At 59.0% G+C, this 22,040-nt stretch carries 18 protein-coding genes; 4 read left to right on the top strand and 14 right to left on the bottom strand.

Going from position 1 to position 22,040, the window contains the following annotated elements; all coding sequences use genetic code 11:
• Positions 1-2: 2 nt before the first annotated feature.
• Both ACR0M2_RS02285 and ACR0M2_RS02290 read right to left on the bottom strand, forming a co-directional pair.
• Positions 3-461, bottom strand: a complete 459-nt coding sequence (locus ACR0M2_RS02285; protein WP_170393593.1) for an Lrp/AsnC family transcriptional regulator — start codon at positions 459-461, stop codon at positions 3-5.
• Positions 458-913 (bottom strand): Lrp/AsnC family transcriptional regulator, encoded by a 456-nt coding sequence (locus ACR0M2_RS02290; RefSeq protein WP_170348339.1) that lies wholly within the window; start codon positions 911-913, stop codon positions 458-460. Before ACR0M2_RS02290 ends, ACR0M2_RS02285 begins: the two co-directional genes overlap by 4 nt.
• 131 nt (positions 914-1,044) lie before the next feature.
• Between ACR0M2_RS02290 and ilvC the strand changes: the two genes are divergently transcribed.
• Complete coding sequence (gene ilvC, locus ACR0M2_RS02295) at positions 1,045-2,067, top strand: ketol-acid reductoisomerase (RefSeq protein ID WP_170357880.1); 1,023 nt, start codon at positions 1,045-1,047, stop codon at positions 2,065-2,067.
• Between the two features lie 78 nt (positions 2,068-2,145).
• Positions 2,146-3,048 carry a DMT family transporter gene (locus ACR0M2_RS02300; protein ID WP_480703944.1) on the top strand — a complete coding sequence of 301 codons (903 nt, stop codon included), beginning with the start codon at positions 2,146-2,148 and terminating at the stop codon, positions 3,046-3,048.
• On the opposite strand, the gene glmM is transcribed toward ACR0M2_RS02300, so the two are convergent.
• The 9 genes from glmM to ACR0M2_RS02345 all read right to left on the bottom strand — a co-directional run bounded on the left by glmM (position 3,045) and on the right by ACR0M2_RS02345 (position 15,335).
• Positions 3,045-4,388 (bottom strand): phosphoglucosamine mutase, encoded by a 1,344-nt coding sequence (gene glmM, locus ACR0M2_RS02305; protein ID WP_170348337.1) that lies wholly within the window; start codon positions 4,386-4,388, stop codon positions 3,045-3,047. The genes ACR0M2_RS02300 and glmM overlap by 4 nt on opposite strands.
• A 34-nt stretch (positions 4,389-4,422) precedes the next feature.
• Positions 4,423-5,421: a dihydropteroate synthase gene (gene folP / locus ACR0M2_RS02310; protein ID WP_480703945.1), complete on the bottom strand. Its 999-nt coding sequence runs from the start codon at positions 5,419-5,421 to the stop codon at positions 4,423-4,425.
• Positions 5,418-6,338: a dihydroneopterin aldolase gene (locus tag ACR0M2_RS02315; protein WP_170357874.1), complete on the bottom strand. Its 921-nt coding sequence runs from the start codon at positions 6,336-6,338 to the stop codon at positions 5,418-5,420. Before ACR0M2_RS02315 ends, folP begins: the two co-directional genes overlap by 4 nt.
• Positions 6,339-6,440: 102 nt before the next feature.
• The gene (locus ACR0M2_RS02320; protein WP_170348334.1) at positions 6,441-7,814 is read right to left on the bottom strand and encodes a multicopper oxidase family protein; all 1,374 of its coding nucleotides are present in this window, start codon (positions 7,812-7,814) and stop codon (positions 6,441-6,443) included.
• A 73-nt stretch (positions 7,815-7,887) separates the two neighbouring features.
• Positions 7,888-8,529: a cell wall hydrolase gene (locus tag ACR0M2_RS02325; RefSeq protein ID WP_480703946.1), complete on the bottom strand. Its 642-nt coding sequence runs from the start codon at positions 8,527-8,529 to the stop codon at positions 7,888-7,890.
• A gap of 186 nt (positions 8,530-8,715) precedes the next feature.
• Positions 8,716-11,277 (bottom strand): putative PEP-binding protein, encoded by a 2,562-nt coding sequence (locus ACR0M2_RS02330; RefSeq protein ID WP_480703947.1) that lies wholly within the window; start codon positions 11,275-11,277, stop codon positions 8,716-8,718.
• 43 nt (positions 11,278-11,320) lie between these two features.
• Complete coding sequence (gene glyS, locus ACR0M2_RS02335; protein WP_480703948.1) at positions 11,321-13,582, bottom strand: glycine--tRNA ligase subunit beta; 2,262 nt, start codon at positions 13,580-13,582, stop codon at positions 11,321-11,323.
• A 9-nt stretch (positions 13,583-13,591) separates the two neighbouring features.
• A complete protein-coding gene (gene gltS / locus ACR0M2_RS02340; protein ID WP_170348330.1) occupies positions 13,592-14,812 on the bottom strand; it encodes a sodium/glutamate symporter in 1,221 nt (406 codons plus the stop codon).
• 1 nt (position 14,813) lies between these two features.
• Entirely contained in the window at positions 14,814-15,335 is a 522-nt protein-coding gene (locus tag ACR0M2_RS02345) for a DUF6446 family protein (RefSeq protein WP_480646320.1), read from the bottom strand.
• 91 nt (positions 15,336-15,426) lie between these two features.
• Between ACR0M2_RS02345 and ACR0M2_RS02350 the strand changes: the two genes are divergently transcribed.
• Positions 15,427-16,059 carry a MarC family protein gene (locus ACR0M2_RS02350; protein WP_170348328.1) on the top strand — a complete coding sequence of 211 codons (633 nt, stop codon included), beginning with the start codon at positions 15,427-15,429 and terminating at the stop codon, positions 16,057-16,059.
• A gap of 8 nt (positions 16,060-16,067) precedes the next feature.
• Here ACR0M2_RS02350 and ACR0M2_RS02355 read toward each other — a convergent pair whose 3' ends face one another.
• Positions 16,068-16,997, bottom strand: coding sequence for a glycine--tRNA ligase subunit alpha (locus tag ACR0M2_RS02355; RefSeq protein WP_425080840.1), 930 nt, complete (start codon positions 16,995-16,997; stop codon positions 16,068-16,070).
• A gap of 205 nt (positions 16,998-17,202) precedes the next feature.
• Here ACR0M2_RS02355 and ACR0M2_RS02360 point away from each other — a divergent pair, with 205 nt between their 5' ends.
• Entirely contained in the window at positions 17,203-18,942 is a 1,740-nt protein-coding gene (locus tag ACR0M2_RS02360; RefSeq protein WP_480703949.1) for a serine protease, read from the top strand.
• 49 nt (positions 18,943-18,991) lie between these two features.
• On the opposite strand, the gene ACR0M2_RS02365 is transcribed toward ACR0M2_RS02360, so the two are convergent.
• Both ACR0M2_RS02365 and ACR0M2_RS02370 read right to left on the bottom strand, forming a co-directional pair.
• On the bottom strand, positions 18,992-20,566 hold the full coding sequence (locus tag ACR0M2_RS02365; protein ID WP_480703950.1) for a thiamine pyrophosphate-binding protein: 1,575 nt from the start codon (positions 20,564-20,566) through the stop codon (positions 18,992-18,994).
• Positions 20,566-22,014 carry a TrkH family potassium uptake protein gene (locus ACR0M2_RS02370; protein ID WP_170513299.1) on the bottom strand — a complete coding sequence of 483 codons (1,449 nt, stop codon included), beginning with the start codon at positions 22,012-22,014 and terminating at the stop codon, positions 20,566-20,568. Before ACR0M2_RS02370 ends, ACR0M2_RS02365 begins: the two co-directional genes overlap by 1 nt.
• Positions 22,015-22,040: the final 26 nt, after the last annotated feature.

Here is a 22,040-nt window from a genome sequence, read left to right on the forward strand (position 1 = left end):
GTTTAGCCGATTGGGCCGGGCAAGCGCTCTTCGCTCAGCAATACGTTTGCCTCGACCTCACCCGCGCCGGGTAAGGTCATGATCCGCCGTCGCAGCACCCGTTCGAAATCGGACAGATCACGTGCAACTACCCTCAGGCGATAGTCGTAAAGACCCAACACATGTTCGACCGTCTGCACCTCGGGGATGGCGCTGACGGCGCGCTCAAAGTCTTCAAGGCTGACTTGTCCCTTGCGCGCCAGTTTGACGCCCAGAAACACGGTCACGCCGAACCCCAGCGCCTCGGCATTCAGACGCAGGCGACGGCCCTTGATGACCCCTGCTGTTTCCAGCCGGCGGATGCGCCGCCAGGTTGCCGGTTGGGACAACCCCAGCTTGCGCCCCAACGCCCCGGCACTTTGCGTGGCATCCTGTACCAGCGCACGCAGGATGGTCCGGTCGGTTTCGTCCAGTTCGATCATACCGGCAACACCTCGTTCCGCTTGACCCGCGCGATATGCATCAGCGCTTCGATATCGGCTATGTGCGGCAGGGTAAGAATACGATCGCGATAGATTTGCTGATAGTGCGTCATGTCGCGTGCAATCACCGACAGCCTCACGTCCACACGCCCCAAAAACGTCTGAATTTCAATAACTTCGGAAACACTCCGCGCGGCAACAGTGAATTCGTCAAACGCGCGCGGCTGGGTTTTGTCCAGCGTCACGCGCAGTGAAACCTCGACCGCATATCCCATCGCCGGCCAATCAATGACAACCTCTTGCCCCAGAATGACACCCGAGGCCTGCATCTTTTCAACCCGGCGCCAGCACACTCCCTGACTGATCCCGCAACGCTCGGCCAATTCGGCCATGGTCAGGGTCGGTTCGGCCTGTAAGTGACGCAGAATGCGCCTGTCCATATCATCCAGCATGATTTTTCCGGTTAAGTCAGATATCGCGCATAAATTTTCGCATTTCGCTTCAATAGTCGATTGTAAAGCGCTCGCCAATAGCTTTGGACCCTATTAGAACCGCAGCAACCGCATATGAAAGGACCTAAAACATGCGCGTCTATTACGATCGCGATTGCGACATCAACCTGATCAAAGACAAAAAAGTAGCGATCCTGGGCTATGGCTCGCAAGGTCACGCCCATGCGCTGAACCTGCGCGACTCGGGCGCCAAGAACCTGGTTGTCGCTCTGCGCGAAGGGTCGGCATCCGCCAAGAAAGCAGAAGCCGAAGGCCTGACCGTCATGGGCATCGCCGAAGCGGCGGCTTGGTGCGATGTCATCATGTTCACCATGCCCGACGAACTGCAGGCCGAAACCTACAAGAAATACGTGCATGACAACATCAAGCCGGGCTCGGCCATTGCCTTTGCCCACGGCCTGAACGTCCACTTTGGCCTGATCGAGCCGAAAGAAGGTGTCGACGTCATCATGATGGCCCCCAAAGGCCCCGGCCACACCGTGCGTGGCGAATACGTCAAAGGCGGCGGCGTGCCCTGCCTGGTGGCCGTGGACAGCGACGCAACCGGCAAGGCGCTGGAAATCGGCCTGTCCTATTGCTCGGCCATCGGTGGCGGCCGTTCGGGCATCATTGAGACCAACTTCCGCGAAGAGTGCGAAACCGACCTGTTCGGCGAGCAGGCCGTTCTGTGCGGCGGTATCGTTGAGCTGATCCGCTGCGGTTTTGAGACTCTGGTCGAAGCGGGCTATGCGCCTGAAATGGCCTATTTCGAATGTCTGCACGAGACCAAGCTGATCGTTGACCTGATCTATGAAGGCGGCATCGCCAATATGGATTACTCGATCTCGAACACTGCCGAATACGGCCAGTACGTCACCGGCCCGCGCATTCTGCCCTATGAGCAGACCAAGAAGGCGATGAAAGAGACCCTGTCGGACATCCAAACCGGTAAGTTTGTGCGTGACTTCATGCTGGAAAACGCGGTTGGTCAGCCGACCATCAAAGCGGCACGCCGCCACAATGACGAGCATCAGATCGAGCAGGTTGGCAAGAAACTGCGCGACATGATGCCGTGGATTTCTGCTGGCAAGCTGGTAGATCAGGAAAAGAACTGATCCTGACTGTTCTAAACGAAGGGGCGGCCAATCGGCCGCCCTTTTTCGTCACAACCGCTTTTGACCCCAAGGCGCAACATGGTTGATCAACCCACATCTCGCGATTGGAGCGGCGTGATCGCTTTAGGCCTCATATGGGGCGGCACGTTCATGGTCGTCGCAATGGCGCTTGAGGGATACGGGCCAGTGACAGTCGCTACGGCGCGCACGACGCTGGGTGCCGTGACATTACTTGGGATGATGGCGTTGACCGGTCGCAAGCTGCCGACGGGCGATCTGAACTTGTGGGGGTTCATCGCCATTATCGGTCTGCTGTCTACCGCCCTGCCCTTCATGTTGCTCAGCTGGGGGCAACAATATGTGGCCTCGGCCTTTGCCGGGCTGTCGATGGCGGCAATTCCGCTGATGGTTCTGCCATTGGCCCATTTCTTTTCAGACGAGCCGCTGAACGCCCGCAGGTTCCTTGGAGTCTCACTGGGATTTTGCGGTGCATTGGTGTTGATCGGGCCGGGTTTGGCGCAGATCAGACAAGGGGCTGAGCCGTTGGCGCAGCTGGCCTGCATCGGCGCGGCTTTGTGTTACTCCTGCGCGTCTATCTTCACACGGCGTTGCCCACCGATTGATCCTGTGGTGCTGGCGGCGCTGTCCTTGGTGGTGGGCGCCGTTCTTTTGTTACCCATCATGCTGGTGACCGAAGGCCTTCCACGTTGGGAAGGAACGCGCCCCGGTCTAGCCATTGTAGCGCTGGGGCTGGTGCCGACCGCCTTTGCCACCTTGCTGCGCGTATCGATCATTCGCAGCGCCGGGTCCGTCTTTCTGACGCTGGTCAATTATCAGGTGCCAATCTGGTCGATGGTTTTCGGCGCCTGGATCTTGTCCGAGGCCTTGCCCCTGCGCTTTTACATCGCGCTGACCATGATTCTGACCGGGCTGGCCATCAGCCAATGGTTTAGCCTCCGCAAGATGCTGATCGGGCGTTAACCGGCGACCGCCTCGACCTCGGCCACGATACCGTCGACGACTTGTGTCAACAGGGCATCATCCTCGCATTCTGCCATCACGCGAATCAGGGGTTCCGTCCCCGACTTGCGGATCAGCAGCCGTCCTTGCCCGTTCAGGCGCGCCTCGGCATCCGCAATGGCCGCTTTCACGGCGCTGGTTTCCAGTGGGGTTTGCCCCTCGCCGTAACGCACGTTTTTAAGCAGTTGTGGAACGGTTTCGAATTGCACCGACAGCTCGGACGCCTTGCGACCTGAATGCACCATCTCGGCCAGGAAATGCAGACCGGCCATCAGGCCGTCACCGGTGGTGGCATAATCGCTCATGACGATGTGGCCTGACTGCTCACCGCCCAAGTTGAACCCGCCTTCGCGCATCCTTTCGACGACATAGCGGTCACCAACGGCTGTTCGTTCCAGACGCAGCCCTTGCGCGGCAAGGTGCCGTTCCAACCCAAGGTTCGACATGACCGTCGCAACCAGCGCGCCGCCTTCAAGACGATCCGCCTTGGCCCAACAGGTCGCCAGCAACGCCATTAGCTGATCTCCGTCAGCCACCTGCCCGTTTTCGTCAACCATCACCACGCGGTCGGCGTCACCGTCCAGACAGATACCCACATCCGCGCCGTGCGCGACAACCGTCTCGGCCGCCAGCTGAGGTTTGGTCGAGCCGCAATTCAGGTTGATATTCTTACCGTTCGGCGCGATTCCGACCGGAATGACATCTGCGCCAAGCTCCCACAAAACCTCGGGCGCCGTGCGGTGGGCCGCGCCGTTGGCGCAATCGACCACTACTTTCAGCCCGTCCAGACGCAGATCGCGGGACAGCGAGGATTTTACCCGCTCACCATATCGAAACCGCGCATCATCCACCCGCCGGGCACGGCCAATGTTCTGTGCTTGCGCCGGTTTGACACCCTCTTCGATCAGACGTTCAATCTCCAGCTCAGCCTGATCGGACAGCTTGTACCCGTCGGGGCCAAAGAACTTGATACCGTTATCCTCAGCCGGGTTGTGGCTGGCCGAGATCATCACCCCCAGATCCGCGCGCATCGAGCGGGTCATCAACCCCACCGCCGGTGTCGGTACAGGACCCAACAGCAGCACGTTCATCCCTGTCGAGGTCAACCCAGCAGTCAGCGCGTTTTCCAGCATATACCCGGACAAGCGCGTATCCTTGCCGATCACCACCCGGTGCGCACCGGATCGATCGCGACGGAAATACCGCCCCACGGCAGCCCCAATGCGCAGGGCCATTTCGGCCGTAATCGGATGAGTATTGGCGGTGCCCCGCACCCCATCGGTTCCGAACAGCTTGCGCATTGTCTAACTCCGTAGTTACTCGTCTAGGACGGGATTACCGGACGGCGGCCCACAGACGCAAGGCCTGAGCGGTTTGAGCCACGTCATGAACACGCACGATCTGCATGCCTTGCGACAATCCGGCCAGTGCTACAGCGATTGATCCCGGCGCACGGGCATCCTTGCGCGGCTCTTGCCCGATTTGCCCGATAAAGCCCTTGCGCGAGACGCCCAGCAGAACCGGGCATCCCAAGCCATGGAAAAGGCTAAGATTTTTCAACAATGTCAAATTATGCGCCTGGGTTTTACCGAACCCGATACCCGGATCGACCAAGATCTGATCGCGGTTCAGCCCAATCTGCTCCAGCTTTTCAACCTGACCTTCAAGGAAATCATAAACGTCTAGCGACACGTCATCATATTGCGGATCGTCCTGCATCACAGTTGGATCGCCCTGCATGTGCATCACACAGACAGGCGCGTTAACCTCAGCGCAGAACGGCGCGAGCTGCGGATCAAAGGTAAAGCCCGATACGTCATTGATCAGCCCCGCGCCCGTCGTCCACGCAGCCCGCGCCACGCTGGCCTTGCGGGTATCGATGGAAATCAGGGCGCTCGTCTTGGCGCGAATGGCTTCGATCAGGGGTTGCGTCCGGGCGATTTCCTCAGCCTCGGACACATAGGTAGCCCCCGGTCGGGTCGATTCACCGCCGATATCCAGAATGCTGGCACCATGCTCCACCATCTGCTCAGCAGCGTACACTGCCGTTTCAACCGAGTTGTGCACCCCGCCGTCCGAGAAGCTGTCGGGCGTGGCGTTGAGAATTCCCATGATCTGCGGGCGATCCATCGCCACACCAGCAATCTCTGCGCGCGGGCGCGTCAGACGGTTCAGTGCATCGGCTGGAATATCCCGCGCCGTGACAATCGTCGGCGCATCCGTGCGGGACAGCCGTTCTGCATGGGTGAACCACAATTCCTGCCCGGCAAGAGAAACCGCCCCGTCCGGGCGTACAGACCCGTGCTGCACCAGCGGTCGAAAATACGCAGTCACAGTTGCGCCTGATCCACTGGAATAGCGCGCAGAGGCGTCTTTGGAGCGTTCGGCAAGGCACCGCCGATCACCATCATTTCGCTGGCTTCAAAAGTGGCCGCAAACCAGGCTGCCAAGGCTACAGCGTCCGAAGGCGCCGCCGAAGGGCCATCAACCGCATCCAGCACAATCTTGGACGGAGCCCAGACACAAATCTGCCCATTCTTCATTGCCCAATCCAATTCCGTCCGCGTCGACACCACCACACAGCGATGATCCCGTGCGGCCAGAACCCAGGCGTTTTGCTCGATAGCCAGCAGATCAATCCGGCGTTGGGTCATCGCGTGACCAGTCTGTGGCAGCGTCAGTTCCGACGCGCCAACACACAGGATCAGCGGGCGCTGACGGTTCTCCAACTGATCAATCCAACCCGTCAGGTTGGCGGATGAAATGGCCTCGTTCGACAGGAATACCAACCGCGGATGGGGGCGTTCTTCTTCGACCACATCGTGGTGGAGCGTGTCCTTGCCGCGCACGATTTCGACACCCAGCGCGCCCGGTCCACGGTCAAGTTTTTCGATGCGAACAAAAGCTCTTACAGCCTGAGGCTCAAGCAAAATGCGCTCTGCCACGCGATCCGCCAACGTCTCAAGCAGGTTCAGACGTTCAGCGGCCAGTTCATGGGCAATCGCCTCGGTCACTCGGTCGTATGACAGAATGCGATCAACATCATCGTCAATCGGATCGGTCAGCGGCCGAACCTCTACAACAATGTTGAAGCAGATACGCTGTGTGGTGCCACGTTCGGCCTGAAAGGCACCGATCTCAACTTCAACGGTATGATCCCTGAGCGAGATGCGATCCAGCGGGCCGCGCGTCGCGGTCGCTTCTGACCGTTCAGACGGGTGCGCAAAGGCAAGGCGGATTTCAGAGCTCATTCGGCGAACCTTTTCGGGCTTGGTAAACTAGTCTACCAAATTTATAGGATGCGCGCGCATATAGCATCGCAACAAACGCCATTCTAGTCGTTGATTGCGGCGTCAGGTTACGCGAAACCAGCTCATCATCCCGGATGCGGCGTGCCCCAGCATATGGCAATGCAGCAACCAGTCGCCCGGATTGTCGGCCACAAGGGCGATTTCACGGGTTTGTCCGCGCTCCACCAGCACCGTATCGCGCCATGGGCCAAGGCTGCCGTCGGGCAGGATTAGCCGAAAATGGTGCCCATGTAGGTGCATAGCATGCGGAAAAGCGGTTTCGTTGACGAACTCGATCCGGTGGGTACTACCGCGCTGCGCATCCAGAAAAGGGTCCAACGGGCGTTCAGCATACCCGTTCAAGGCCCAAAACCGGCCCAGTTGCGCCAATTCGCGGCCAGAAAGCTGCGTGTCGCCAAGCTGCGCGGATTCCAGCCACCGCATCGCACCACCCTGCAACGTCATCCGATGAACCGGCGCGCCGTCCAATACCACCTGCGCCAATGGATTCGCGGGCAAGGGCACAACGCCTGACCGGGCAGTCGTTGCCGAAGTACCGGAAACCGGGAACCGCACCAGACCAAAGCCCCCGTCCCGCTCGCGACTGATCAGCCCGGCGACGGTGTCAGATTCCGCTGTTACGTCCACAATCAAGTCCGCGCGTTGAGCCGGGGCGAGTGGAAAACCTTCCTCAACCTCTAACGGGCTTTCAAGCGGCATTCCGTCCAGCGCAACGATCCATCCTGCCACCCCATCCAGAGCCAGATCGTAGATTCGCGCGTTAGAGGCATTGATCAGCCGCAGGCGCAAACGCTCGTGGCGGCGCGCGGGAAAAACAGGATCAAACTGGCCGTTGACCGAGATCAAGTTCCCCAACCGCCCGGCATGGCTTTGATCATGACCGTTGTCGAAATCCTCAACGATATGTCCGGTGTCTGGGTCCAGTCGCCAATCGTCCAGCATCAGTGTCAGGTCTTGGTCGACATCTGGCCCTGTAGCCTCTTCAACGATCAGCGGGCCGTATAAGCCGCGCGCCACCTGCTCGACCGAGCGGTTATGCGCGTGATACCAATAGGTTCCCGCGTCCGGGACGACAAAGTCATAATCGAACCCCTCGCCCGGTGCGATCACATCTTGCGTCAGGCCCGGCACACCGTCCATCGCGTTGTCGATCCGGATGCCATGCCAGTGCACTGTTGTTGGCTGAGGCAGCTCGTTCACCAACCTGCGCTGAACCCGCGCGCCCTGAGGCAAACGGATTTCGGCACCAGGTACACCACCGCCATAGGACCAAACAGGCGTTTGGGGAAAACCATTCGGGGCGATCTGCTGCATCGCGGTCTGTGCGATCAGATCAGAGCTTGATGCACGGGCCGAGTGTGGCAGTACCGCCAGTGCGGCTGCTGATTGCAGAAATTGTCTGCGTGTAAACGTCATTGCGGGCCTCCTGGCCCGCAACATAGGTTATAAAACGCCCCGCGCCAGCAAGGTTCCAGCGCGGGTGCGTCAATCAGTTGCTCGCTGTTCGATAATTATGCCTGTAGAAAATATGAACTCCGATCCGCGCGGTTTCTTTATACACGCGCGACCAGGACGGACGAACCGCCGTGGTGTGATAGTGCGTGGCACCTTCGGTCAGTTCTTTGGTGACACCGTCGATGGCCGCACGCGCAACTTTAGCTACGCGCTCATACGCCTTCTTTTCGCGGATCACTTCCTTTTGGCCATCACAGGTGTAAGTGAACTGGCACTGGTATTTCTTACCGGTTCCCTGCTTGATCACGCCGCACAGCGAGTCCGGGAACCGGCCACTGTCCACGCGATTCAGGATAACCTCGGCCACGGCAAACTGTCCGCGCACGCTTTCACCACGTGCTTCAAAGTACAGCGCCTCAGCTAGACATTTAAAATTTTCGTCCCCGGTGGCCTTGGGCTGTTGGTCCAGCCAATCCTTCGAATACGACATTTTTTGAGGCTCAAGCTCTTTTCGGGGCTTGAACAGAGTCAGATAGTCGCGAAAATTCTGCCCGGGCACTTCGGTCCGGGTGACAAGTTCGCGTTCGGCAGTATCGGTGGCTTTCTTTTCAGCGAAAGACACACTTGGCAGCGTGGTTGCCGCCAACGTGGCAGCAGCCAGTATGTATCGTAGCATCAGATAACCTCGCACAGGCACATATCGCGCCGTACCCTCCCCCGGCGGGCGCGACGAGGCATTTAGCGCAGTCCGGCGCAGACGTCCAGATCAGAAGAAAACGCAAGTGGAAAATCGCCCGTGGCGAAAATAAATTCTGCCACAAGGTTGCTTAAAAAGCACTAATCCTAGGGCAATCAGCCTGTGTCAACCCCCAAGTCTGGACGAAATCGCCAGCTGAGCGGAAGCCAGCCGAGCGACAGGCACCCGGAACGGAGAGCATGACACATAGTCAAACCCCAGATCGCGGCAGATGGCGATTGATTCGGGGTTTCCGCCATGCTCACCGCATACAGAAAGGGTAACATCCGGCTGGGCCTCACGTCCACGTTCCGCGCCGAGTTTCAGCAATTCTCCGACCCCGTCGGGGTCAAGCACATGGAACGGGTCCTCGACAAAAACGCCCTGACGAACATAGTCAGACATGAACCGGCCGGCATCGTCGCGGGACAGGCCATAGGTCATTTGTGTCAGGTCGTTGGTACCAAAACTCAAGAACGCGGTCTGAGGTGCAATTTCATCCGCTCGCAGACAAGCCCTAGGCGTTTCAACCATGACACCCAGGCGGTATTCGAACTCTTGCCCTTGTTCGGTTGCAACCGAGGCCGCGACAGTATCGATGCGGGATTTGACCAGCTCAACTTCGCGCTTGGCCGAAACCAACGGGATCATCACCTCGGGAACGACAGGCGCGCCGTCCTTGCTGGCCTCAAGCGTCGCTTCAAAAATGGCGCGGGCCTGCATGTCGTAGATCTCGGGCACAGTCACACCCAGACGCACGCCGCGAAGACCCAGCATCGGGTTATATTCAGTCATCGCCGCAACACGCCGTTCGACATCCGACACAGGCAAATCCAGCGCCTCGGCCAGCTCGCGCTGTCCACCGCGCGTGGTCGGCAAAAATTCGTGCAAAGGCGGGTCGAACAAGCGGATACAGACGGGCTGACCTTCCATGATACGGAACAGCTGAACGAAATCCTCGCGCTGCATGGGCAGCAGACGCTCCAGAACCGCCGCGCGACCCGATGAAGTTTGCGCAAAGATCATCTCGCGCATCACGATCAGACGGCCGGGATCAAAGAACATATGCTCGGTCCGACACAGGCCGATCCCCTGCGCCAAAAAGTTCCGTGCAGTCTGTGCGTCGGCCGGTGTATCCGCGTTGGCGCGGATGGCGATGTCGCGTTCATCATCCGCCCAGCCCATAAGCGTTTGAAAACAATCGTCCAAAGCCGCCTCAAGCATCGCGGGCTGTCCGGCCAGAACCTGCCCCGAGGACCCGTCGATTGTTAAAACGTCGCCCGTCTTGAACACCCGCCCATCAGGGGCAGACAGCAGCCGTTTCTTGGTCTGAAACCGCATCTCGGACGCGCCGACGATGCAGGGCAAACCCAACCCGCGGCCAATCACGGCGGCGTGGCTCGTCATACCGCCCTTTTCGGTCAGTACGGCAACCGCCGCATGCATCCCGCGCACATCTTCGGGCGAGGTTTCGCGGCGCACCAGAATACACGGCTCACCCCGCGCAGCGCTGGCCTGAGCCTCGGCGGCGGTGAACACGATTTTGCCGGTCGCGGCCCCCGGGCTGGCGGCAATACCGGTGGTCAGAACATCCCGCTCTGCTTCGGGGTGAACCTGCCGGTGCAGCATCTCATTCAGGGAATGCGGATCGACCCGCATCACCGCTTCTTGCGGCGGAATGATGCCATCTTCGGCCAATCGAACCGCGATCCGCATCGCCGCCCGTGCGCTACGCTGTACGCGGACGCCGTCCAGAATATGCACATGACCATTCTCGATAACGAACTCGACCTGCATTTCCTCGCGCAGCTTGGCGCGCATAAAGGCTGCGTGGGCCTTGAGTTCGGCAAATGCCTTTGGGGCGACTTCTTCCAGTGATTTCCCGCGCGGGTCTTTTTCCAGATACAGCGCTGCCACATCCGCACCCAGCGCATCGCGGCCTTGGCTTTGACTGAGATAACGACCGGTGATTTGCGGCAACCCAGTCGCAGGGTCAATCAGTTGCAACACACCCGAGCCGCACTCACCCTGCCCCACGCCGGGGATCATTTCCTGAATGACCAAGCCCAACCCGGCATCCGCCGGCGCCCCCTTGGCCTGTCGCAGCAACCGGGCCGAGGTTCCATCCCACGCCCGCGCCATCGATCGAAGGACGGCAATCAGCTGCTCGCCCCGGTCTTGGGGGAATGCCTCGTCCGTTTCATCCTCATAAGCGCGCAAGGATTGGCTCAGCCCTTCGCTACCATCCGCGCTGATATCGTCGAAAACATCCGCGTCCAAACGGGCCACATGAATTGCGTAGCTTTGAACAAAGCGCAGGTACAGCGCGGCGGCGGCCTCGGCGCCCATTGAATCCGACAGGTCCACGTAGCGCGCGTCGTTCATACCGATATTCAAGATCGCACCGGGGCCACCCCAATCGGGGTCTTCAGAGCTGGGCCGGACGCACAGCAACGCCGTCTGTTCAAACTGCTCCAGAACTGCGGCGATATCCGGTACCTGCCCTTCGGCAATCCGATGTACCGCGTCAAAGGACAGCGCCACCGTTCGCGGCACCGGAAGGTCCAAACGGACTAGACGTTGCAGACATTTCGCTCGCCCGCCGTGTGTATTGGCGGCCACGGGCGCTTCGGTCGTTATCAGAGTGGTATGCGGATTATTCTGCACTGCAGCACCTTTTGGTTTCACCGCAGCATAAGCCCTTGCACCAATGGCGCAAGGGCGTTCTGGATTAACCTTCGATCTTGCTGAGGTCCGCCACGCTAGAACAAACCTGACGGATTTGGCTCAACAGGTTCAGACGGTTGCGGCGCAAAATGTCGTTGTCCGTATTCACCTGAACCTCGTCAAAAAACGCATCGACCGGACCGCGCAGCGCCGCCATAGTGGTCATCGCCTTGGGGAAATCCTCTGACTTCAGCGCCGTCTCGATCTTGCCCTGCGCCTGATCCAAGGCGGCGAACAAGGCCCTTTCGCTGTCCGTCTCAGCGAATTTCACGTCCGCGCCATAGGAGTATTCGACGCCGTCCTTTTCCTCAGCCTGCGTCAGAATGTTGTTGGCGCGCTTGAAGCCCTGCACAAGGTTCTCGCCATCCTCGGTCGCAATCACCGCATTCAGCGCACGGGCGCGTTTGACCAGCAGGTTCAGGTCATCATTGCCGTCCATCGCGATACAGGCGTCGATGATGTCGTGACGGATACCCTCGTCGCGCAGGAAGACTTTGAGGCGGTCGTGGAAGAAGGAGAGGATGGACGACGACGCGTTGCTAATCTTCTTCGAGATTCCTTGAAGGATGGAACCATCACTCACATCCGGTTCAAATGGATTATCGGCGCTTTCAGGAATTTGCCCAATCACTGATTTGAACGCCGCCTGAAATACCCCGTACTTAGCGATCTCCTGAAGCGTACTTTCAAGTGTGAATAGGTCTTGTTCATCGCCGGATACCCGAAGACCCTCAAGTTCATATGACAGCAATTGGCGGTCTACGACACCGTTAATCGGCAAACGCAGATCATTCTCCAATACCAACCGAATAACCCCCAACGCCGCACGGCGCAGGGCAAACGGATCTTTCGACCCGGTCGGCTTCTCATCAATCGCCCAGAACCCGGTCAGCGTGTCCAGCTTGTCGGCCAGTGCCACGGCCACCGACAGCGGCGCTGTCGGCACGTCATCTGACGGACCAAGCGGTGAGTAATGCTCCTGCGCAACGGCGGCCACGGTGGCGTCTTCGCCTGCGGCTTCAATATAATACCGCCCCATAAGCCCCTGAAGTTCGGGGAATTCATAAACCATTTCCGAGTTCAGATCAGCCTTGGCCAGACGCGCGGCTTTCTCGACCTGATCCGCATCCGCGCCCGTCACCGGGGACAGTTCGCGAGCCAATACCGCGATGCGGTCGATCCGCTCGGCCTGTGTGCCCAACTTGTTGTGGAAGGTCACATTCTCCAGCGCGCGGGTCCATTGGGCGATGTCCGATTTGGCGACGCGCAAGTCGTTTTCCCAGAAGAACTTGGCATCCGCCAGACGGGCCGACAGCACCTTTTGGTTCCCGGCCAGAATGGTCGCGCCATTGTCGGCAGTTTCGCGGTTGGCGACGGTAACGAACCGCTCGATCCGACCGGTCTTTGGATTGCGGACCGAGAAAAATTTCTGATGCTCTTTCATCGAGGTCTGTAGCACCTCAGGAGGCAGTTCCAAAAACTCTTCGTCAATCTGCCCCATCAGCACTACGGGCCATTCGACCAGACCGGCAACCTCAGCCAGCAGGCCCTTGTCATCGACCACTTCCAGACCGGCAGCAAAGGCCATGTTCTGGGCGTCGTTCCAGATATGTTCAGCGCGGTCAGAGGGGTTCAGCACCACAAAGGCGCGTTTCAGTTTGGCAGCATAGTCATCGAACGACGTGACCGCGAAGCGATCTGGCGCCATAAAGCGGTGACCCGCAGTGGTGTCGCCCGCTTTGATCCCTTCGACCTCAAGCGGCACGACTTGCGCGCCAGCCTCATCGGACAGAATGCACAAGATTGAGTGCAACGGGCGCACCCAGCGCAGCGAACCGCCGCCCCAGCGCATAGACTTGGGCCAGGGAAAGTTTCGAATGGTGGTTTCAAGCACCTCGGCCACAATCTCGGCCGCGGGGCGTCCGGCTTTTTCGATAGTCGCGAAATAGACCGCGCCTTTGGGTGTATCGCGTTCTTCCAACTGATCGCGGGTCAGGCCCGCACCACGCAGGAAGCCTTCGATGGCTTTGTCCGGTGCGCCGACTTTCGGCCCTTTGCGCTCTTCGCGGATCGTTGGGCTCTCAGTCAGAAGACCTTCGATCGCCAGCGTCAGGCGACGCGGCGTGGTCAGGGCGGCAGCCCCGGCATAGGTCAGACCGGCCTCAACCAAACCGTCGGTCATCCGTTTTTTCAGGTCCTCACCGGCGCGGGTCTGCATGCGGGCGGGGATTTCCTCGGAAAACAGTTCGATCAGCAGGTCGGGCATTTTCGGTCCTTAGAAATTAACGATCGTCTGAATGACGATGGCATTGGCGATATCCACAAAGAAGGCGGATACAAGGGGCAGCACGATAAAGGCAATAGGCGACGGGCCATATCGCTTGGTAACTGCGGTCATATTGGCGATAGCGGTCGGGGTCGCGCCCAGTGCAAAACCGCCAAACCCCGCAGACAGTACGGCGGCGCGGTAGTTGCCGCCCATCACCGGAAACAGAACCCAGATCACGAACGCCACGGCAAACAGGGTCTGCGCACCCATGATAACGACGATGGCCAACCCCAGTTCGGCAATGGTCCAAAGCTGCAGGCTCATCAGCGACATGGCCAGAAACGCGCCCAGCGAAAACTCGGATATCAGCGCCAGCGAGGGGGTCCGGGACACCGGCGGCGCGTTGGGGGCCAGAGCTGCGCGAACATTGGCAATGACGATCCCCATGATCAGGCAGGGCACGAACAAGGGCAGTTTCAACCCGGTAGCCGCGATTGCCTCGCTCAAAAAATATCCGAAGATGATCGCCAGATTCAGATAAAGCAACACGCGCATGATGGTCAGGTGGTCGATCATGGTCTCGGCCTCGGTGGCATCATCCGGCAGCCCAACTGTGTGTTCTTCGTCCGGGCGTTCCGGGGTCAATTTCTTACCTTCGACCAATAGACGGGCAATCGGCCCGCCCACCAGCGCAGCCAACACAAGGCCAAGCGTCGCCACGGCCACGCCGAGTTCTGTCGCGCCCTCAAGCCCGGTGACTGCGCCAACCTCGGGGGCCCACGCGATGGCGGTACCATGCCCGCCAATCAGAGACGCAGAGCCAAAGAGAACCCCAGCTTGGGCCGGATAGCCAAAGGCAACTGCTCCAGCGGCACCGACGGCATTCTGGGCAACGATTGTCACCAACGTCAGAATGAGCAGCAGGAACAAAGGCTTGCCGCCGGAAATCAAATCGGCAAGCCGCGCATTCAACCCAATTCCGGCAAAGAACACGATCAGCAGAAAATCCCGCGAGGCAAGGTCGAACGTCAGCTCAAGCCCCGCCACGACATACAGAATCAGCAATACAAGAGACGCCAGCAACCCGCCGGTGACAGGCTCAGGGATATTGAATTGACGCAGCGGAGCGACCCGAGAGTTGATCTCGGCCCCTATCAGATAGACCGCAATGCCAAGCGTGGCGGTCAGAAAATTGGGAATGTGAAGCATTTCCTCGACTTCGGGCATCTCAGTCCCCCGGCCGTGGCGGGCATTCCTCGCCCACAACCGTTCCATCATAGGCTTTTTCACCGCAATTGTTCAGCGCGTGCCAGACATAGCCTTTGCCATCTGCCGTCACGGCCACAATGCGGTCCACGCCATAGTGTATGTTCTTGGCCCCCAAAAAAGCTTGCGCCTGTCCAGACTTCAGAGCCTCGGCAATGGCAACCGCGTCGTAGCAGTCAAACCAGCCCGGAGCGGTCAGCGGTTCGGGGTTTTCGACCGGCTGAAAAGCCGCAAGATCATCGCTCGTCATCTCGGTCTCAAAACACGCCCGGTATCGGATCGGAGAGCTGTCCGCATCAATCGCGTGAAACGCCGTGTACGGGATCGGCTGGGGTTCCTCTGCCCCCTCAACAAGCAATTCCACGTCCTTCCCTGGCTGGGGCGCGACGTCATAGTAGAACCCGTACACCTGAAGGTAATACATGCCCACCCCGGCCAAAGCCGCAGAAACAATAAGGATGATTGCAAGCAGTTTTCCGGTCATCTTCTCAACATCCCGATCACGCGGCCTCTTTCAACTTGGCGGAAAATAGGCCAGTTTCCAAACTGATACAGGTCGGAACGAGGCTATTCGAATGGACATGACCCTTGCCGTTGGGTTCTTCGGCGCGCTGTTTGCGATCATGAACCCGATTACAAATCTGCCCGTCTTCCTGAGCGTTACCGACGGCCTGACGCCCGCTGATCAGCGCAAAGTCGCGGCGAAAACAGCCACGTATTGCCTGATCCTGGGCGGAGCGTTTGCGGCCATTGGCAATCAGACGCTTGGCCTGTTTGGGATCAGTGTCGACGATCTGCGTGTCGCGGGTGGTCTGGTCGTTCTTATGATTGGCCTGAACATGCTGAACGGCAACGAAAGCACCTCGCACCACGGAACCAAGGGGGAAAAGCAAGCCTACCCCGAACCCGCGACGGTGGCGTTTTACCCGCTGGCCTTCCCCATTCTGGTCGGGCCCGGCACGATCACAACGTTGATCCTGTACGCTCACCATATTTCCAAGCCCATGGACGCCATCATCTATGCGGGCGTGTTTCTGGTGGTTCTGTTTTTGTTGTTCATCACCTTCTGGAACGCTTCGGCCCTGGCCAAACGCCTGTCCGACAACGCGCGCGTAATCATGAGCCGTTTCATGGGCATGATCCTGTCGGCCATCGCGATCAGCATGATCGCGGATGGCCTGAAAGTGCTGTTGCCGGGATTGGCCTGAGCGCGCCATCAGGCCTCGAACCCGGCTGCCCCGGTCTGTACAAACGCATCGGCACATTGCTTGGCCAGCGCCCGCACGCGACCAATATAGGCCTGCCGTTCCGTGACCGAGATCACCCCCCGTGCGTCCAATAAGTTGAACATGTGGCTGGCCTTGATGCACTGATCATAGGCCGGGTGCGCCATGATGATACGCTTGCCGGTTTTTGGGTCGTCATGGTCCTGCGCCAGAATGGCGGCGCATTCGGCCTCGGCCTCTTCAAAATGACGCAGCAGAACTTCGGTATTGGCAACGTCAAAGTTCCAGCGGGCGTATTCCTCTTCGGTCTGTTTGAAGATGTCGCCATAGGTCAGCGGGCTGGGTGATTGCGGATCATTAAAAGGCATGTCCATCACGTGATCAATGCCCAGCACATACATTGCCAGACGCTCCAGACCATAGGTCAGTTCACCCGAAACGGGTGTGCAGTCATGGCCGCCGACTTGCTGAAAATAGGTGAACTGGCTGACTTCCATGCCGTCACACCAGACCTCCCAACCCAGACCCCAGGCGCCCAGTGTGGGGCTTTCCCAGTCATCTTCAACAAAGCGAATGTCATGCAGGTCCATGTCGATACCGATGGCCTGAAGGCTACCCAGATACAGCTCTTGCAGATCCGGCGGGCTGGGTTTGATCAGCACCTGATACTGGTAATAGTGCTGCAACCGGTTGGGGTTTTCACCGTATCGCCCATCGGTTGGACGGCGCGAGGGTTGCACATAGGCCGCCGCCCACGGCTTTGACCCCAAAGCGCGCAGCGTGGTGGCCGGGTGGAACGTACCTGCACCGACCTCCATGTCATAGGGCTGCAGGATCGCGCAGCCTTTCGAAGCCCAATAGGTCTGAAGTCGCAGGATAATTTCCTGAAAAGAACGTGGTGCGCTGGACGGTTCGGTCATGACATTCCCTTTGGGCACGTCTGCGCCCTGTTCCGGTCGGTTTTGTCCTTCCTATGCAAGGGGCCAAGGGGCGTCAACGGGCCAATCGGGTTGGGCTGTCACTGCACCGCCACACTGGAAATTCCCCGTATTCCAGGCATGGCTTTCTGCGGTTCAATTCGCGTAGTCTGCCGCAAAGCTAAAACACTGCGAACACGGGCAGACAATGACACGCATATTCACTGTAATTTTGTTTCTATTTTCTATCGGCGCAGGCGCCGTATCAGCGCAACAGGACGCTGGCGTCTGGGTTCAAGTCGAGGCGCGCCCTTCGCTGCGCGAGGCACAAGAGCGCGCGCAGGCTTATTCGAGCCTTTTGCCGGACGTAAACGGGTTTCGCCTGAACTCTGGCTGGTATGCCATTGTTATCGGGCCTTATTTGCGCAGTGACGCTGAACAGGTACTGGACGTTTACCGGGCCGAAAGGCAGATACCGGCTGACAGTTACATAGCCTTCACCAGCTCTCTGGGTCAGCAGTTCTGGCCAGTCGGTGCGAATATCCTGAACCGGGGCGTGGTGACACCGCCCGTCGAAAACACTCCACAACCGGAAGCGACCGTTTCGGGGTTGTCGGCTGAGCCCGCAGATGAAACCCGCTCGCAAGCCCTACAGTCCGAACGCCTGCTCACTGCGCAAGAGCGTCGGGATTTGCAGACAGCCTTGCAGACCGCAGGGTTTTACAACGCCACTATCGACGGCGCGTTTGGTCAAGGCACGCGCCGATCGATGGGTGACTGGCAACGATTCAACGGTTTTGAAGCCACCGGCGTTCTGACCACAGCGCAGCGCAAGTCGCTGATGGATGACTATAACTCGCCGCTGATCAGCGTCGGCATGGCGCGATATTCGGACCCGCAGGCAGGGATTGAACTCGACCTGCCATTGGATGTTCTTGCCTTTGACCGCTATGAGGCCCCGTTCGCGCATTTCAAAGGCACCACCGACCTGGATGCCAAAGCGCTGCTGATCAGTCAGAAGGGCGACAAGGCCACCCTGCGCGCCCTGTACGAGGTGATGCAGTCGCTAGAGATCGTCCCACTGGACGGCCCCCGACAATTGCGCGGTGATCGCTTTACACTGGAAGGTCGCGGGAACGGGGTTGTCTCGTACACCCAGGCCGCGCTGAAGGACGGCCAGATCAAAGGCTTCACGCTGGTCTGGCCCGAAGGGGATGAGGCCCGCCGGGCACGGGTTCTGGCCGCGCTCAAGGCCAGCTTCACTACAAACAGCGCCGTTCTAGACGCAGGGGCCGGTGCAAATGCCGAGCAACGGATCGATCTTGTTTCCGGCCTGCAAATCCGCAAGCCGCGCCTGTCCCGGTCCGGCTTTTTCACCGATGCTAGCGGTACAATCCTGACGGTATCTGAGGCCACCGACAGCTGCACCCGGATCACCCTAAACGACGATCAGGAAGTTCAGGTCGCCTGGGCCGATGCTGATCTGGGCGTGGCCGTTCTGCGGCCCCGGAACAACCTTGCGCCGATCAGCGTCGCGGAATTCGGCACCGATCAACCGCGCATCCAATCCGAGGTCGCAGTGTCGGGCTTTTCGTATCAGGGCGCACTGGGAGCGCCGACGCTGACCTATGGCCAGATCACTGACGTGCGCGGCCTGAACGGAGAAGACGGAGTGAAACGTCTGGCGATGGCCGCCCAGCCGGGCGATGCTGGCGGACCTGTTTTCGATGACGCCGGTCAGGTTGTCGGCATGTTGCTACCCACCCCGTCCGATGGGCGCACCCTACCCGCCTCGGTCAGTCTGGCAGCCACGGCTGAGCGGTTGAATGCGGCGCTTGAACAGGCAGGCGTCTCGGGCCAACCGGGTCAATCGACTGCCGAGATCTCACCCAACGAACTTAGCCGCAGAGCCAATGGAATGACTGTTCTGGTGCATTGTTGGGATTAATTTGATCCCCAAAAGTGGAACGCCGCCCCTTTGGGCGGCGTTTTTTTGTTTACGCGATATCAGGCGTTACGCGGATCAAGGTTGGAACCGGCGCGTCAAAGGCCGCGCGCACTGCAGTCTGCATCTCCGCCAAACTAGTGGGCGCGGCAGACAGTGCCCCAAAAGCCTCAGCCAGTTTGCAGAAATCCGGGTTGTGGGCGATCACCGCGTTCGGCGCGATCTGACCTCGGACCATACTGTCCTCGATCTCTTTCAGCTTGCCGTTGTCCCATAGGATAATAGGCAGTGAAAGACCCAGCTCGACCGCTACACCAAGTTCCATCATCGTATAGTGGAACCCGTAATCCCCGGCGATCACGGCTGTTGGTTTGCCCCGACGCGCAACCGCACCGCCAATACCAGCGGGCAAGCCATATCCCAGCGTGCCAAAGCCGGTCGGGTGATGCCAGTGATAGGGATAGGCCATATCCCAGACCTCTTTCCCGGCATAGGCGATTTGGGTCATGTCGGAATAGATCATCGTATCCGCTGGCATGGCATCGCGCAGAGCATCAAGCACCGGAACGATCCCCGGCCGCTCGGCATCGACCTCGGCGCGCCAGCGTCTGCGTGCGTCGGTGATTTCTTCCGGCGTCCAACCCGTTGCAGGTTTCACCTTGTCAATCGCACCCCATAAGGCATGCGCAAAGCTTTCCCCATCAGCCTGCAGCTTGACGCCCGCACGATGCTGATCGGACAGAACCCTGGGATCAAGATCGACCCGCACCAGATGAGCGCTGTGCCCCAGGTTGTCGCGCCACAGATCGACCTCGCCCAGTTCGGTACCTACGGCGACCACAAGGTCAGCGGACCCAATCACCTCGGCGCTGCCGGGGCGCGTCAGCATGGCACCAAAGTCCAACGCATAGCCCTGCCCGGCCATCCCACGCCCAGCAAAAGTTGTGAAGCAGGCTGCTCCCAGTTCCGTCAATATCTGCCGCCACAGATTAGACCGCGCGCCACCGCCCAATATGAACAACGGCCTGCGCGCGATATTCAACAAAGACATGACCGGAGCAATATCGGGTGGCAAAACCTTGGTGCGCAGACCCGGCTGATTGGGAAATGGCGCGGGGTCGGCATCGGCCTCAAGCTGGGCAATCGGCACCTGAATATGTTTGGGGCGCGGTCGGGACAGTTCGAACTCTTCAAAAGCACGCTCGACCAGACCATAGGCGGCCTGTGCGGAATTGGCCTGCCGCGACCAGTCAGTCACGGTTTCAGCCGCCCCAAGCTGATCCTTCATCTGATGCAATTGCCCATGCACCGCCTGCGTTTCATCCAGACAAGAAGACATCACCAGCACGGGCACCGAATCCGTATAGGCCTGCCCCATCGGTGTCATGATATTGCACAGCCCCGGCCCGGTGATCACATAGGCCACGCCCGGCTTGCCGGTCGCGCGGGCATAGCCATCGGCCATGAACCCGGCCCCCTGTTCATGCCGGGCCAACACATGTGTGATGCCAGCTTCTTCGATGCCGCGATACATTTCCTGATTGTGAACACCCGGAATGCCAAAAATCACGTCAACGCCCCGATCTTTCAACATATGCGAAATCTGGGCCCCCAAGGGTCTTTTCATTAGTTTCTCCAGAATTGGACGGTGAACAACGCATAGACGGCCAGCAGTTCCAGCCGTCCGACCAACATGCCGATGGACAACAACCATTTAGCGGTGTCATTCAGCCCGGCGAAATTTCCTGACGGACCGATCTGGCTGCCCAGTCCCGGCCCCACATTGGCCAGTGCGGTCGCAGCCCCCGAAACCGAAGTGATGAAGTCCAACCCCGTCAGCGCCAACGCCCAGGCCAGCACACCAAGCGACAGCACGAAAAACATGAAAAAACTCATCACCGAAGTCAGGACATCCGTCCCGATCGTGCGCCCGCCATATCGCGGGGCAAAAACGCCATGCGGTGACCGGATACGGCGAATTTGCGTTTTGATCGACGCAAACAGCAGCTGATACCGGAAAATCTTGATCGAACAGGCGGTCGAGCCCGCGCATCCGCCGATCAGACCGATCAAAAAGAACAGCATGACCGGGAAACTGCCCCACGTCATGTAATCAACGCTGGCATAACCCGTACCCGAAATGATCGAGGTGATGTTGAACAGCGATTCCCGGAACGCCTGTTCCCAATGATGTGGAAAGACTACGGTTAGGAACACCGCCATGACCACGACCAGCACCAGGATTGTCGCCAGGAATGTCTGTATCTGGCTGTCCTGCCACAGTGAGTTCGTGTTGCCATTGGCGAATTGAACATAGCGCACGAAGGGCAGCGCCGCGAGGATCATAAAGACCGCAGCCGCATACTCGGTCGGCCCCGAGAAACTGCCGAAGGACGTGTCGTAGTTCGAGAACCCTCCGGTCGCGATGGTTGTCATCGCATGCACGACGGCATCGAAAAAACCCATCCCCAAACCGGCGTAGACAAGCGCGCAGACAAAGGTCAAAAAGACATAGATCAGGGAAATCTGCCCTGCGATCTCTTGCGCGCGCGGTAGGATTTTCCCCATGGTTTCAAACCCTTCCGAGCGGAAAATCTGCATCCCTCCCACGCGAAGTTCGGGCAGGAACACCATGGCGACTACAATAATCCCAATGCCACCCAGCCATTGCAGCAATCCGCGCCACAACAGCAAACCCTGAGGCAGATTATCAAGCCCGGAAATGACAGTCGAACCAGTAGTGGTCAGCCCCGACATTGCCTCAAAATAAGCATCGACAAAGCGCAGCTCGGTCTCGCCGAATAAAAACGGGATTGCGCCGAAAAAGGGCAGCGCCACCCAAACGCCGGTGGTCAGCAAAAAGGTCTGACGGATCGTCAGACCTTCGCCCACTCCGTTCGAACAACTGATGGACAGGATAACGCCCGTCAGCATGGTGATGACGCCGCTTCCCAGAAAAACAGGCCATTCACCCCGGCCTTCGATGAAATCCGCAAGCATGGGAAGCATCATGGTCGCCCCAAGAATGGCGACCAACAGGCCAATCACATATCCAACCGGGCGCATATCCGTCATGAGGCGCAGCGTTGGCGCGCCTGCAC

The organism is Ruegeria sp. BE10 (assembly GCF_056538905.1).